Source organism: Thauera linaloolentis 47Lol = DSM 12138, from assembly GCF_000310205.1.
GTDB lineage: Bacteria > Pseudomonadota > Gammaproteobacteria > Burkholderiales > Rhodocyclaceae > Thauera > Thauera linaloolentis.
Genome location: NZ_AMXE01000048.1, coordinates 14,359 through 29,143 on the forward strand (window position 1 = coordinate 14,359; position 14,785 = coordinate 29,143).

General features: G+C 69.2%; 10 protein-coding genes. 7 read left to right on the forward strand and 3 right to left on the reverse strand.

Annotation, left to right across the window (positions count from 1 at the left end; genetic code table 11):
- Window positions 1-100 precede the first annotated feature (100 nt).
- The 6 genes from C666_RS12415 to purT all read left to right on the forward strand — a co-directional run bounded on the left by C666_RS12415 (window position 101) and on the right by purT (window position 7,620).
- Window positions 101-1,027: a LysR family transcriptional regulator gene (locus C666_RS12415; protein ID WP_004339646.1), complete on the forward strand. Its 927-nt coding sequence runs from the start codon at window positions 101-103 to the stop codon at window positions 1,025-1,027.
- A 46-nt stretch (window positions 1,028-1,073) separates the two neighbouring features.
- Window positions 1,074-2,246 (forward strand): M20 aminoacylase family protein, encoded by a 1,173-nt coding sequence (locus C666_RS12420; RefSeq protein WP_004339649.1) that lies wholly within the window; start codon window positions 1,074-1,076, stop codon window positions 2,244-2,246.
- Window positions 2,247-2,269: 23 nt separating this feature from the next.
- Window positions 2,270-4,765 (forward strand): ABC transporter permease, encoded by a 2,496-nt coding sequence (locus C666_RS12425; RefSeq protein WP_004339650.1) that lies wholly within the window; start codon window positions 2,270-2,272, stop codon window positions 4,763-4,765.
- 11 nt (window positions 4,766-4,776) lie between these two features.
- Window positions 4,777-5,991: a DNA recombination protein RmuC gene (locus C666_RS12430; RefSeq protein WP_028791974.1), complete on the forward strand. Its 1,215-nt coding sequence runs from the start codon at window positions 4,777-4,779 to the stop codon at window positions 5,989-5,991.
- Between the two features lie 71 nt (window positions 5,992-6,062).
- Window positions 6,063-6,350, forward strand: a complete 288-nt coding sequence (locus C666_RS12435) for a hypothetical protein (RefSeq protein WP_004339657.1) — start codon at window positions 6,063-6,065, stop codon at window positions 6,348-6,350.
- 70 nt (window positions 6,351-6,420) lie between these two features.
- Entirely contained in the window at window positions 6,421-7,620 is a 1,200-nt protein-coding gene (gene purT, locus C666_RS12440) for a formate-dependent phosphoribosylglycinamide formyltransferase (RefSeq protein ID WP_004339660.1), read from the forward strand.
- A gap of 28 nt (window positions 7,621-7,648) precedes the next feature.
- On the opposite strand, the gene C666_RS12445 is transcribed toward purT, so the two are convergent.
- From C666_RS12445 to moaA, 3 genes are all read right to left on the reverse strand, one after another.
- Window positions 7,649-9,595 (reverse strand): sensor domain-containing diguanylate cyclase, encoded by a 1,947-nt coding sequence (locus C666_RS12445; RefSeq protein WP_004339661.1) that lies wholly within the window; start codon window positions 9,593-9,595, stop codon window positions 7,649-7,651.
- 8 nt (window positions 9,596-9,603) lie between these two features.
- Complete coding sequence (locus tag C666_RS12450) at window positions 9,604-10,761, reverse strand: GTP cyclohydrolase II (RefSeq protein ID WP_004339664.1); 1,158 nt, start codon at window positions 10,759-10,761, stop codon at window positions 9,604-9,606.
- A gap of 202 nt (window positions 10,762-10,963) precedes the next feature.
- The gene (gene moaA / locus C666_RS12455) at window positions 10,964-12,043 is read right to left on the reverse strand and encodes a GTP 3',8-cyclase MoaA (RefSeq protein ID WP_004339666.1); all 1,080 of its coding nucleotides are present in this window, start codon (window positions 12,041-12,043) and stop codon (window positions 10,964-10,966) included.
- A gap of 187 nt (window positions 12,044-12,230) precedes the next feature.
- Between moaA and C666_RS12460 the strand changes: the two genes are divergently transcribed.
- On the forward strand, window positions 12,231-14,672 hold the full coding sequence (locus C666_RS12460) for a Lon protease family protein (protein ID WP_004339668.1): 2,442 nt from the start codon (window positions 12,231-12,233) through the stop codon (window positions 14,670-14,672).
- Window positions 14,673-14,785: the final 113 nt, after the last annotated feature.

The following is a 14,785-nucleotide window of genomic DNA, read 5'->3' on the forward strand; positions in this document are numbered from 1 at the left end:
GGATATTTTTACAGGACGAATGGAAAATGGCCTACATTCTAGATGCCCCGTCTTACTTGTTTAGTGGATTATTTCTGTATAAGTTACCAATAAAATAGATATGCGATTCACCTTGCGCCAGATCCAGGCCTTCGTCGCCATCGCCAGCAACGACAACGTCTCGCGCGCGGCCGAGGCGCTGAGCCTGTCCCAGTCCGCCACCAGCGCGGCGCTGGCCGAACTCGAAGGCCAGTTCGACCAGCAGTTGTTCGACCGCCATGGCAAGCGCCTGCGCCTCAACGAGCAGGGCCGTCTGCTGCTGCCGCGTGCGGTGGAGCTGCTCGACCGCGCCGAGGAAATGGACGCGCTGTTGCGCGGCGAGCGCGGCCTGGGCAGCCTGAGGGTCGGCGCGACGCTGACGATCGGCAATTATCTGCTGCCGCTGATCGTGTCGGACTTCCTGCAGCGCCACCCCGAAAGCCGGGTCAAGCTCGAGGTGCGCAACACCGCCACCATTACTGCGATGCTGGCGCGCTACGAGATCGATCTCGGGCTGATGGAAGGGCAGGTGGTCGACCGCGAGCTGGAAACCGAGCAATGGGTGGAGGATGAACTGATCGTGTTCTGCGCGCCGGGCCACCGCCTTGCCGGACGCGCGGCGGTGGCGTTCGGCGAGATCGCCGATGAGCACTGGATCCTGAGGGAGCACGGCTCGGGCACGCGCGAGACCTTCGACCACGCCCTGAGGCACTGGCCGGGCGGCGTGCTGCCCAGGCTGGAGCTGGAGCACACCGAGGCGGTGAAGCGCGCAGTGGAAAGTGGGCTGGGGCTGGGCTGCCTGTCGCGGCTGTCGCTGCGCGACGCCTTTCGCCGCGGCAGCCTGGTGCCGCTCGAGACCCCCGAACTGGACCTGAAGCGGCATTTCTGCTTCGTGTGGCACCGCGGCAAGTACCACAGCGCGGCCATCCGCCGCTTTCTCGACGACTGCCGCGCCTTCGCCGCTGGCGCCCGGCGCAGCGACGAGATTCCGCTGCCGGCGGTGCGCTGAGGCAGAATACGCTTCCTACCCCAACCGAACCCCGCACGGTGCAGCCATGAGCGTCATCGAATCCGTCCGTCCCCTGCACGGCAAACTCACCGCCATCCGCCGCGACATCCATGCCCATCCCGAGCTGGCCTTCGAGGAGCACCGCACCGCCGCGCTCGTCGCCCGCCATCTCGAAGCGCTCGGCATCGAGACCCATCGCGGCATCGGCGGCACCGGCGTGGTTGGTGTCGTGCGCGGCGGACGCGGCCTGCGCGCGATCGGCCTGCGCGCCGACATGGATGCGCTGCCCATCACCGAGCGCAACACCTTTGCCCACAAATCCACCGTGCAGGGCTGCATGCATGCCTGCGGCCACGACGGCCACACCACGATGCTGCTCGGTGCCGCCGAGGCGCTGGCGGCACGCAAGGATTTCGACGGCACGGTCTATCTGATCTTCCAGCCCGCCGAGGAAGGCGAAGGCGGCGCGCCGGCGATGATCGCCGACGGCCTGTTCGACCGTTTCCCGATGGAAGCGGTGTTCGGCATGCACAACTGGCCGGGGATGGAAGCCGGCACCTTCGCCATCCACAGCGGCCCGGTGATGGCCAGTGCGGACCGCTTCGACATCCGCTTCACCGGCGTCGGCGCGCATGCGGCGATGCCGCACCTGGGCGTGGACCCGGTGGTGGCCGGCGCCGCCTTCGTGCAGGCGGCGCAGACGCTGGTCAGCCGCAGCCTCGATCCGATCGATGCCGGCGTCGTGTCGGTGACGCAGTTCCATGCCGGCGAGGCCTACAACGTCATCCCCGACCGCGCCGAGCTGTGCGGCACGGTGCGCACTTTCGCGCCGGAGGTGCGCGACCGTCTGGAACGCGGCCTGCGCCAGGTGGCCGAAGGCATCGCCGCCAGCCACGGCGTACAGCTCGTTTTCGAGTACCGGCGCGGCTATCCGCCCACGATCAACTCCGCCGACGAAGCCGCGCTGTGCGCCGAGGCGGCGCGCGTGGTGGCAGGGCCGGAGCGGGTGTTCACCGACCGCCGCCCCAGCATGGGTGCGGAGGACTTCGCCTACTTCCTGCAGGAAAAGCCCGGCGCCTACGTGTGGGTCGGCAACGGGCCGGGCGAGGGCGGTTGCATGCTGCACAACCCCAACTACGACTTCAACGACGCGGTGCTGCCGGCCGGCGTCGCCTATTGGTGCCAGTTGGCGCGCACGCTGCTGTCGGCCCCGCGCTGAAAGGGCTTTGAACGGAAACTTCGATGAAGACACTGCGCCTGGCTTTCCGCATGATGCTGCGCGACCTGCGTGCGGGCGAACTGCACCTGCTCGGGCTGGCCATCGTCATCGCCGTTGCCAGCCTGACGAGCGTGGGCTTCCTCGCCGACCGCGTTGGCCGCGCGCTGGACCGCGAGGCCAACCAGTTGCTCGGCGGCGACCTGCTGCTGCGTGCCGACCAGCCGTGGCCGGCGGCTTTCGCCGAAGAAGCGCGCCGACGCGGCCTGCAGGCCGCCGGAACGGTGTTGTTCACCAGCATGGCCAGCACCGAGGAGACTGCCGTGCTGGCAGGGGTCAAGGTGGTCGAGGAGGGCTACCCGCTGCGCGGCGCGATCCGTATCGCGCCCGGCCCCAACCAGCCGGACGCGGCCGCCGGCCGTGCGCCGGCGCCGGGCGAGCTGTGGCTGGACGAACGCCTGTTCGCCGAGCTGGGCGTCGCGGTGGGCGACACGGTTGGCCTCGGCGAGATCGCGTTCCGCGTCGGCGCGATGGTGAGCTTCGAGTCCGATCGCGGCGCCAACTTCTTCAGCCTGTTGCCGCGCGCGATCTTCAACCTGAAGGATCTGGATGCCACCGGCCTCATCGCCGAGGGCAGCCGCGCCACCTGGCGCCTGCACGTGGCCGGCCTGCCGCAGGCGGTCGAAGGCTACGAACGCTGGGCGCGCGAGAACCTGGGCCGCGGCCAGCGCGTGGAGACGGTGGAGAACGCCCGTCCCGAGGTGCGTGCGGCGCTCGACCAGGCACAGCGCTTCCTGCGGCTGGCGGCCTTGCTGGCCGTGATTCTCGCCGCGGTGGCGGTCGGCCTGTCGGCGCGGCGTTTCATGGCGCGCCACCTGGACGGCTGCGCGGTGATGCGCGTGCTGGGGGCCAGTCAGGCGAGGGTGCTGGGCGTGGTCGTCGGCGAGTTCCTGCTGTTCGGCCTGGCCGCGGCCGTGGCCGGCACCGCGCTCGGATGGTCGGTGCAGTGGGGCCTGGCCGGCGGCCTGCGCGAGATTCTCGCCACCGAGCTGCCGGCGCCTTCGCTACTGCCGCTGGCGCATGGCGTGGTGGTCGGCATGGCCTTGCTGGCGGGCTTCGTGCTGCCGCAACTGCTGCGCCTGGGCAAGGTCAGCACGCTGCGCGTGCTGCGGCGCGAGTTCGAGCTGGCCGAGCCGGTGTCGGGAACGGCCTGGGCCCTGGGCCTGGCGGCGCTGCTCGGCCTCATCTTCTGGATCGCGGCCGATGCCCGCCTGGGGGGGATGGTGGCGGCCGGCTTCGCCGTGGCGCTGGGTGTGTTCGCGCTCGCGGCATGGTGGGTGCTGCGCCTGGCGGGACGCCTGAAGGGGCAGGGCAGCCTGCGCGGTGGCGGCTGGCGCTACGGCATCGCCGCGCTCGGCCGGCGCATGGGCGGCAGCGTGATCCAGGCCGCGGCGCTGGGTCTGGGCATGACGGCCCTGCTGCTGCTCACCTTGGTACGCGCCGACCTACTGGACAACTGGCGGGCGATGGCGCCGCCCGACGCGCCCAACCGCTTCGTCATCAACATCCAGCCCGACCAGCGCGCCGGCGTGGCCGAACTGTTCGCCGCCGAAGGGATGGCCGTGCCCGGCATCCAGCCCATGATCCGCGGCCGCATGGTGGCGATCAACGGCGAGCCGGTCGACCCTGGCGGCTACGAGGACGAGCGCACCCGCCGCCTGGCCGAGCGCGAGTTCAACCTGTCCTATGCGGCGGAGCTGCCCGGCGGTAACGAGGTGGAAGCCGGCCGCTGGCATGGCGGCGAGCGCACGCCGCAGTTCTCGGTCGAGACGGGGCTGGCGCAGACCTTCGGCCTGAAGCTGGGCGACCGGGTGGCCTTCGAGATCGCGGGCCAGCGCGTGGAGGCGCCGATCACCAGCGTGCGCAAGCTCGACTGGGACTCGATGCGGGTGAACTTCTTCTTCATCGCCTCCGAAGGGCTGCTGGAAGACTATCCCGCCAGCCTCATCACCAGCTTCCACCTGCCGGCGGCCGAGCATGATTTCACCACCAGGCTGGTCGGCGCCTTCCCCAACCTGTCGGTGATCGACATTGCCGCGGTGGTCGCGCAGGTACAGGCGATGACCGACAAGCTGATCGTCATCGTGCAGTTCGTGTTCGGCTTCGCCGTGCTGGCCGGCCTGGTGGTGTTGTACGCAGCGCTGCAGGCCACGCATGACGAGCGCGAGTACGAACTGGCCATGCTGCGCACCCTGGGTGCGCGCAACCGCCAGGTGCGGCAGGCGCTGCTGGCCGAATTCCTCGTGCTGGGCGGCGTGGCGGGCGTGCTTGCCGGTGTCGGTGCCAGCGCGCTCGGCTGGGTGCTGGCCGGACAGGTGTTCAAGATGGCATACGTGCCCGCGCTGCTGCCGGTGGTCGTGGCCGTGCTGCTGGGGGCCGCGGGCGTCGTGGCGGGAGGCTGGCTGGGCACGCGCAAGCTGTTGTCACGGCCGCCGCTGGCCAGCCTGCGCGCCCTGGCCTGACGGCGCCCCGCATGCTGCCGATACCCGCCATGACCCCGGCCGAGTTGCTGCTGGCCGGCCTGCTCGCCGCGGTGCTGCTCCTGCTGCTGTGGCTGCTGGTCCGCAGCCATGCCGGCGAACGCAGGCTGCAGGAGCAACTCGTCGACACGCTGGCCGGGCACATGGAGCAGCAGCTCGGCGTCCAGCATCGCGAGATCCTGCGCGACCTGCACGAAGGCCTGGCGCGCCAGACCGACCGCATCGGCGAGCATGCGCGCGCCGACCGCGACCTGTTGCAGCGCGGCCTGAGCGCAGCGTCGATGCAGCTTTCGCGCGGCATGCAGGCGCTGACGCAGAGCGTGGACGGGCGCCTGGACACTTTGTCGGGCCAGGTCAACCAGCGCCTCGACGAGGGCTTCCGCAAGACCAACGAGACCTTTGCCAGCGTGATGGCGCGGCTGGCGACGATCGACGAGGCGCAGAAGAAGATCGACGGCCTCACCACCAACGTCGTCAGCCTGCAGGAACTGCTCGGCGACAAGCGCGCGCGCGGCGCCTTCGGCGAGGTCCAGCTCGAGGCACTGGTGCAGAACATGCTGCCGCCGGACGCCTTCGCCTTCCAGCAGGTGCTGCCCAACGGCACACGCGTCGATTGCCTGCTGACGCTGCCCGAGCCGACCGGGCGGATTGCCGTGGATGCCAAGTTCCCGCTCGAGAACTACCACCGCATGTTCGACGGGGCTGCCGGCGAACCGGAGCGCGCCGCCGCGCAGCGCGCCTTCCGCATCGACCTCAAGCGCCATGTCGACGCCATCGCCGGCAAATACATCCTGCCCGGCACCACCTCGGATGGCGCGGTGATGTTCCTGCCGGCCGAGGCCGTGTTCGCCGAAGTCCATGCCTATCACCCGGAAACCGTCGCCTATGCGCAGCAGAAGCGAGTGTGGATCGTGTCGCCGACCACGCTGATGGCGGTGCTCAATACCGCACGCGCGGTGCTGAAGGACGTCGAGACGCGCAAGCAGGTCCATGTCATCCAGGACGCGCTCGGCAGGCTGGCGAAGGATTTCCAGCGTTTCGACGAGCGCATGGCGGCGCTGGCGCGCCACATCGAGCAGGCCAGCCGCGACGTGCAGGACGTGCAGACGTCCAGCCGCAAGATCAGCGCGCATTTCCACAAGATCGAATCGGCGCGCCTCGACGAACTGGACGAGGCGTCCGCAGCCGGGGCCGTTTCGCGGACTTGACCTCTGACAGGTACAGACCCGGCCATGGGGCCATAGACTGGAGCCATCTACTGGCCCGCGAGGCGAAGCCCATGTCCAAATTCCTGCCCATGCTGTTCCTGATCGGATTGTTCTTCGTCATGTGGTTGGTGCTGTATGCGCACCAGCGCCGCGAAAGGCAGAAGCGCGCGTTGCCGCTGCGCGAGGATTTCCTCGCCGCGCAGGGCCAGCCTGAAGCGGCCTGCCACGCCTGCGGCAAGGGCGAACTGAAGGACGAGGGACTGGGCTCCGGGCGGGACGTGCGCCGGATCGTGTCCTGCGCGGCGTGCGACACCCTGCTTTACCGCTACGAGCGGCCGGCGGAGGTGGAGGCGGACTGATCCGGCCGCAGTCGTATTACCATGCGCACTCCGTGGTTGAACCGCGATTCCGATCTCAAGGAGTGATTGCATGAAGCTGGGTACCCCTCTTTCGTCCAGCGCGCTGCGCGTGATGCTGCTCGGTGCCGGCGAACTGGGCAAGGAAGTCGTCATCGCGCTGCAGCGCCTCGGTGTCGAAGTGATCGCCGTCGACCGTTATGCCGATGCCCCGGGCCATCAGGTGGCGCATCGCGCCCACGTCATTCCGATGACGGACGGTGCCGCGCTGCGCGCGCTGGTCGAGCAGGAGCGCCCGCATCTGATCGTGCCCGAGATCGAGGCCATCGCCACCGACATGTTGGGCGAGATCGAGGCCGCCGGTCTTGCCGAGGTCATTCCCACCGCGCGCGCCACCCGCCTGACGATGAACCGCGAGGGCATCCGCCGCCTTGCCGCCGAGGAGCTGGGCCTGCCGACCTCGGCCTACCGCTTCGCCGATTCGCTGGAGGAACTGCGGGCCGCCATCGATGGCGGCATCGGCTACCCGTGCATCGTCAAGCCGGTGATGTCGTCGTCGGGCAAGGGGCAGTCCATGCTGCGCGGCCCGGAGGATGTGGAAAAGGCCTGGGACCATGCCGCGTCGGGCGGGCGGGTGAACCAGGGCCGCGTCATCGTCGAGGGGTTCATCGATTTCGAATACGAGATCACGCTGCTGACGGTGCGCGCACGCGATGCGGGAGGCAGCGTGCAGACCTATTTCTGCGAGCCGATCGGCCATGTGCAGGTGGGGGGCGACTATGTCGAATCCTGGCAGCCGCAGCCGATGAGCGCGGCTGCGCTCGCCGAGTCGCGCCGCATCGCCGGGGCGGTGACGGACAACCTCGGCGGCCGCGGCCTGTTCGGCGTCGAGCTTTTCGTCAAGGGCGACCAGGTGTGGTTCTCGGAGGTCAGCCCGCGGCCGCACGACACCGGCCTGGTGACGCTGTGCTCGCAGCGCTTTTCCGAGTTCGAACTGCATGCGCGCGCCATCCTCGGCCTGCCGGTGGATACCGCGCTGCGCGAGCCCGGTGCGTCGGCAGTGATCTATGGTGGCATGGACGCCGCCGGCATCGCCTTCGAAGGCGTTGCCGAGGCGCTGGCCGTGCCGCGCAGCGACCTGCGCCTGTTCGGCAAGCCCGAGGCCTTCGCCAAGCGCCGCATGGGCGTGGCGGTCGCCAATGGCGCGGATGTCGCCGAGGCGCGCGAGCACGCGCGCCTGGCGGCGGGCAGGGTGAAGCCGGTCGGGGGCTGAGCGCGGGGGCGCTGCGTCCGGCCGGCCCTTACGCTGGTGGGCTTTCGCTACCGGACGCCGAGTTCCAGCGGAACTGGTTCCTGCCCGCGTTCTTGGCGGCGTACATGGCGGTGTCGGCCTGTTCCAGCAGGGTGGAGGCATCCTCGCCGTGGATGGGGAACACCGCCGCGCCCACGCTGGCCGAAATCCGGATCGCCGTACCGCCGAGTTCGAATGGCGTCGCCAGGGCATGGATCACCTTCAGCGCCACCGCCTCGCAGTCCCGCGCCTGGCTCAGTGTGGCCAGCACGATGCCGAATTCGTCGCCGCCAAAGCGCGACACCGTGTCTTCGGCCCGCACGCAGCCTTCGAGGCGCCGTGCGACCTGCAGCAGCAACTGGTCGCCGGTCGCGTGGCCGTGCTTGTCGTTGACGGCCTTGAAACCGTCCAGGTCGATGTAGAGCACGCCGGCGAGTCCGGCGTGGCGGCGTGCCGATTCCAGCACCTGCGAGAAGCGATCCATGAACATCAGGCGATTGGGCAGGCCGGTCAGCGCATCGTGCAGGGCGGCGTGCGAGAGGCGGGCTTCGAGCGCCTTGCGCGAGGTGATGTCCTGCGTGATCGCGACCAGGAAGTCCGGCCGGCCGTGGGCGCCGCGGACCACGCTGAGCGCCTCGCACACCCAGAGGACGGAGCCGTCCTTGCGCCGGTACGGCTTTTCGATTTCCGGCGAGAGCGCGGGGGATGCCGCCGACAGGCGGCGAGCCAGAAGCCGGCGGGCCTCGTCCCGTCCCTTTTCGTCGCCCAGTTCGAATACCGTGCGGGCATGCAGTTCTTCGCGGCTATAGCCCAGCATGAGGCAGAACTTCTCGTTCGCACCCAGGATGCGTCCGTTGGGGGCGATGTGGGCGATCCCCATGGCGGCCTGGTGGAAGGTCGCGCGAAACAGGGCTTCGCTGGCGCGCAGGGCGTCGACCGCCGCGCGCTGGCGCGCCAGCATCAGCACCAGCAGGCCGGAAAACACCAGCAGCGCGACGGTCGCGCTGCTCGCCATCAGCAGATAGCTCGATTCCCGCTGCAGCGCCGGCGCCAGTTCGTCGGCGTAGCTGGTGCCCACCGCCACCATCAGCGGGTAGCCCTCCATGCCGCGGTAGCTGACGATGCGTGCGACCTTGTCGATGGCTTCGCCATTGTCCACGAAGCCGTCCGTGACCGTCGTGCCATGGCGCTGGAACCAGGCCAGTTCTCTGGCGTCGAGGCCGAAATCGTTCCGGCTGCCGGTCTTGCGGCTGAGCACGACGCCATCGAGGCCGGTGAGCTCCAGCAGGCCTTGCTGTCCCAGGTCGGCCTGCAGATAGAAATCGGTGAGATCCGCCGGGGCCACCGACATCACGATCACCCCGCCGAAGCTGCCGTCGGGCCGTGAGATGCGCAGCGACATCGGGATCTGCCAGTGCCTGGAGATGCGGCCGAACACGGGCCGGCTGACGAACAGTTCGTCGGCGCGTGGCGCGCGCTGTGCCTGGAAGAAGGCGCGGTCGGCATAGTTCACGGAACCATTGACCTGGCTGTTGCTGCTGCTGACGATCCGTCCGTTCTCGTCCACCACGCTGACGATGCTGAATATCGTCTCCCTGATGATCTGCTGCTCCACCAGTTGCTGCAGATCGATTGCCGAGCCTTGTTGGAGATAGCGCTCGCGAACGAAGACGGCGACCTGTTCGGCCGCTTTCAGGGTGCGGAAGATCTGCTGTTCGAAGGCGATCGCCAGGTTCGAATTCGATTGCACCGCCGCGGCCACGGCCTGCTCGCGCTCGAATGCGATGCGCTGCAGCGTGATCAGCCAGAGGGCGGTGATGGCCCCTGCGCACACCAGCATGATGGCGAGGTTGAGCAGCGTGGCGAGGGACTGGCGCGGGGGTGCGTCGGCGAGGAGGCTTGCGTCGTGTTCGTTGCTGGGTGGCCGCTGGGGCGTCATCGCGTTGCCGTTGGCCACGATGGCGCTCAGCTGCGCGCGGCCGTTTCGGGCGCAGGCAGGCTCTCGGGCACCTGCGAGGATGGTTCGCCCTGTTCGTTGAGCAGTTCGTGCAGCCAGTGGCCGTGGCGGTTGGCCTTGGTCGTCAGGTAGCGCTGGTTCTGTTGCGTGACGTCGCCATAGATCGCCTGGCGCGCGGTGACGTTGATGCCGGCGCGCTGCAGCGCCTCGACCTTGCCGGGGTTGTTGGTCAGCAGCAGGATGCGCGATACGCCGAGCTGCTGCAGCATTTCGTGGGCGACACGGAAGTTGCGCTCATCCTTGGAGAAGCCGATGGTCTGGTCGGCGTCGATGGTGTCCAGTCCCTCGTCCTGCAGGCCATAGGCGCGCAGCTTGTTGGCCAGGCCGATGCCGCGCCCTTCCTGCGACAGGTACAGCAGCACGCCGCCGCCCTGGGCATTGATCGCCGCCACCCCGCGGCGCAGTTGTTCGCCGCAGTCGCAGCGCAGGCTGCCGAAGAGGTCGCCGGTGAGGCAGGACGAGTGCAGGCGCACCGGCACATCCTCGGGCCAGTCGGCGGGGGTGCCGATGACGACGGCGACGTGCTCGTGTACCCCGTCCGCCTCGCGGAACAGCACGAAGCGGCTGTTCTCGGCCTCGGCCAGCGGCACACGGGCCTCGCTGATGCGGGTCAGGGCGCCGGGGCCGCCTGCGCCGAGCTCGAGCGCCGCCCCGGCGTCGACGACGAGCAGGTTGCCGCTGGCGACTTCGGCCGCGACTGCATCGGCCTGCGCGGCTGACACGGTGCTCGTGACCGCGGCGGGTACGAGCAGGGCGTGCGACAGCAGGCGCACGGCCGCCTGGCCGGCCTTGTCGGCGGGGGCATGGCGGGCGCCGGCAGGCAGGCGGGCGTCGCGTACGCATGCGAGCTCACGCAGCCGCAGGCTGTCGGGCAGGGGGGACAGCGAGACGGTGGCTGGCGCATCCACGCCGGCGACGCCGAGTGCTGCCATGCGGTGGCTGGACAGCACGAGGCCGGGGGGAGTACCGCTCAATGCCTGCAGCGCGGCCAGGGCCTCGTCGTCGAGCCCTTCGACGGCCTGGAGGAGGGTGGTGCTGCCGTTGTCACGCACGAGGATGGGAAGGCCGCGTCGCAGGTCGAAAATGGCGCGTTCGGCTTGGCGCATCGGGTGTTCTCCGGTCGGGGTCAGGGTTGTCGGGGGCGTGCTCTGCGTGGCGTCGGCGGGCCGAGTCGAGAGCTTATCGCGGATGTCGGGAGTGGATTCCGGTTCAGATTGGGGCGGATGTGCATTTTGCAATGTCTGCGCTCATCGATTGGGCCGCCGCTTGCTGCGCAAGGTTCCGCGCCGGCGCCGATTCGCCCGCGGCTCAGCCGCCGATGTAGGACATCTCGATCTTTCGTAGCGCGGCGGTTTCGGCGGTGCGGACCTCGGAGTAGCGGTCCTCGCGCCCTTGCCATACGCGGGTGATCGCCGCGTCCAGTTGCGCGTCGCCGGCGCCGCTGCGCAGCAGGCCGCGCAGGTCGTGGCCGTGCTGCGCGAACAGACAGGTGTAGAGCCGGCCCTCGGTCGACAGCCGGATGCGCGTACAGGACGAACAGAAGGCCTGCGTCACCGACGAGATCACGCCGATCTCGCCCGCGCCGTCCTCGTAGCGCCAGCGTTCGGCGACTTCGCCGCTGTAATTGGGGGAAACCGGCTCCAGCGGATGGAGCCGGGCGATACGCGCGACCACCTCCCGCGACGGCAGCACCTCGTCCATCTTCCAGCCGTTGGAGGCGCCGACGTCCATGAACTCGATGAAGCGCAGGATGTGGCCGCTGTGGCGGAAATGCGCCGCCATCGCCTCGATGTCGCCGTCGTTGGTGCCGCGCTTGACGACCATGTTGACCTTGACCGGGCCGAGGCCGGCGTCCTTTGCCGCGGCGATGCCTTCCAGCACCTTCTCCACCGGGTAGTCGGCGTCGTTCATGCGGCGGAACAAGGCGTCGTCGAGCGCATCCAGGCTGACCGTGACGCGATGCAGGCCGGCGTCCTTCAGGCTGCGGGCCATTCGTGGCAGCAGCACGCCATTGGTGGTCAGCGTCACTTCCATGCCATCGAGCCCGGCGAGCATTTCGATCAGGTTCTCGACGTGCTTGCGCAGCAGCGGCTCGCCGCCAGTGATGCGGATCTTCCTCACGCCGCGGGCGGCGAACAGCCGTGCGACACGCAGGATTTCCTCGAAGCTGAGCAGTTCCCGCCGCGGCAGGAAGGGGTAGTCGTCGTCGAACACTTCGCGCGGCATGCAGTAGATGCAGCGGAAATTGCAGCGGTCGGTGACGGAGATGCGCAGGTCGCGCATGCCGCGCCCACGCTGATCGAGCACGGCCCCACCCGCGGCAAGGGCCTGCGCCGGCCCGCCGGCCGGCATCGGAATCGAGGCGTCGTGGATCGGGATGACTTTCATGTTCGGCCGCTGTCTGGAGTGTGCCGATTATCGGCAGTGGGGGAGCACGGTGCAAGGAAGGCAGGCGAGCGGCGGGGATGCCGTGACGGATTCGACAGGCGGGGACTGGCGGGGTGCCCGGGGCGGGGCGGGGCCGCGGTGTATCATTCGGCTCCGGATCGAATCCGGCTTCTGGAGAATGACAACGATGGCCGAACCCGTGGCCCTGCCGGCATCGGCACTGCGCACCTATTGCAATCCCGCCTGTTTCACTTTCGATACCACCGAATCCCTCGATGATCCTTCCGGCGGCCATGCCGGCGACCTCGGCCAGGCGCGCGCCGTCGAGGCCATCAGGTTCGGCCTCGCCATGGGCCACAGCGGCTACCACGTGTTCGTGCTGGGCGAGCCGGGCAGCGGCAAGCATGCCACCACCTTCCGCCTGCTGCGCGAGCGCGCGGCGGCCGAGCCGGTGCCGCCCGACCTGTGCTACCTGCACAACTTCGACGAGGCGCTGAAGCCGAAGCTGCTCGCGCTGCCGGCCGGACGCGGCGCCACGCTGCGCGGCCACATGCAGACCTTCATCCGCGAACTCGGCCCGGCGCTGGGCGCGGCGCTCGACAGCGAGGCCCATACCGAGCGTGTCGAGGCCCTGCAGAGCGCCCACAAGGCACGCGAGGACGGCGCGCTGCGCGAGCTCGGCGAAGCCTGCGCGGCCGAATCCATTTCCTTGCTGCAGACGCCGGAAGGCTTCGTTTTCGCGCCCACCCGCGAGGGTGAGGTGATGTCGCCCGAAGCTTTCGAGGCCCTGCCCGAGGATGAGCGCAAGGCCATCGAGGCGCGCGTCACCGCGTGGAGCGAGAAGCTCGAGGACCTGCTCAACGATTTTCCCGGCTGGCGCAAGGCGGTGCGTGAATCGATCGAGCGCGCCGAGACGGAGGTGCTGGGGCCGGCGGTGTCGCACCTGCTGCGCGAGGTGCGCGAGGCCCACGCCGACCTGCCCGAGGTGCTGGCCTTCCTCGACGCAGTGGACAAGGACGTGCTCGACAGCGCGATCCGGGGCACGATGCTCGACGAGGAAGACGAGGATATCGCCGAACCCGAGGAAGCTTCCCGCTACCAGCGCTATCAGGTCAAGCTGCTGGTCGATCATTCGGCCTCGCAGGGCGCGCCGGTGGTGTTCGAGAACAACCCCGGCTACGGCAACCTGATCGGCCGTATCGAGCACGTGGTGCAGCAGGGCAACCAGGTCACCCATTTCAACCTGATCCGCGCCGGTGCGCTGCATCGCGCCAACGGCGGCTATCTGGTCGTGGATGCCGAGCGCCTGTTGACCCAGCCCTATGCCTGGGAAGGCCTGAAGCGTTGCCTGCGTGCGGGCGAGATCCGCATCGAGCCGCCGGCCGAGGCGCAGGGCTGGAGCGGCGCGCTGACGCTGGAGCCCGAAGCGGTGCCGAGCGCGCTCAAAGTGGTGCTGATCGGCGACCGCGACATCTATTACCTGCTGATGGACAACGACCCGGAGTTCGCCGACCTGTTCAAGGTGGCGGCCGACTTCGATGACGATCTGCCGCGCACGCCGCCCAACGAATGCGAGTACGCCCGCCTGATGGCGCTGCTGGTGCGCAGCGCGAAGCTGCTGCCGATCGACCGCAGCGGCGTGGCACGGCTGGTGGAGGAAGGCGCGCGCCTGGCCGAGGATGCCGGCCGCCTGTCGCTGAACACGCGCGCCTTGTCCGACCTGATGCGCGAGGCAGACCATCAGGCGCGGCTGAACGGGCTGGCCGCCACCGGCCGTGCCGAGGTCGAGGCGGCGCTCGAAGCGCGTGCCCGGCGCTGCAACCGCTACCCCTCCCGGGTGCGTGAATCCATCCTCGAAGGCACGACGCTGATCTCCACCGACGGCGAGCGCGCCGGCCAGATCAACGGCCTAGTGGTGGTCGAGCTGGCCGGCGAGCGCTTCGGCCATCCGGTGCGCATCACGGCGACGGTGCGCATGGGCGAGGGCGACGTGGTCGACATCGAGCGCGAAACCGAACTGGGCGGCGCCATCCACTCGAAGGGCGTGCTGATCCTGTCCGCCTTTCTCGCCGCGCGCTATGCCCGGCACCAGCCGATGTCGCTGTCGGCCAGCCTGGTGTTCGAGCAATCGTATGCGCCGGTCGAAGGCGATTCGGCTTCGCTCGCCGAGCTGTGCGCGCTGCTGTCGGCGCTGACGCAGATCCCGATCCAGCAGCGCTTCGCCATCACCGGCTCGGTGAATCAGTTCGGCGAGGTGCAGGTGATCGGCGGCGTCAACGAGAAGATCGAGGGTTTCTACGACCTGTGCACCGCGCGCGGGCTGGACGGCCGCCACGGCGTCGTCATTCCCGCCGCCAGCGTGCGCCACCTGATGCTGCGCGAGGACGTGGTGAAGGCGGCGGCGGACGGACGCTTCCACATCTACGCGGTGAAGACCGTCGATGAGGCGATGACCGTGCTGACCGGCGTGGCGGCGGGCGAGCCCGATGCCAAGGGCGTGATTCCGAAAGGCACGCTCAACCACAAGGTCGCCGCCGTGCTGGCCGAGATGACTGCGGCGCGCCATGCGCATGCCGACGCGGATGGCGCGGTGGGATCGCGTCAGCACCGCCGGCGCCACAGCGTCTGAGCCTGCCACACGACGGGCTCAGGGAAACGGAAAGGGCAGCAGGCCGGCGCCAGCGGCAGGCGAACAGCGGGCGCGGGCGAAGTCGTAGTCGGCGACCGGGGTTAGCCGCCCGC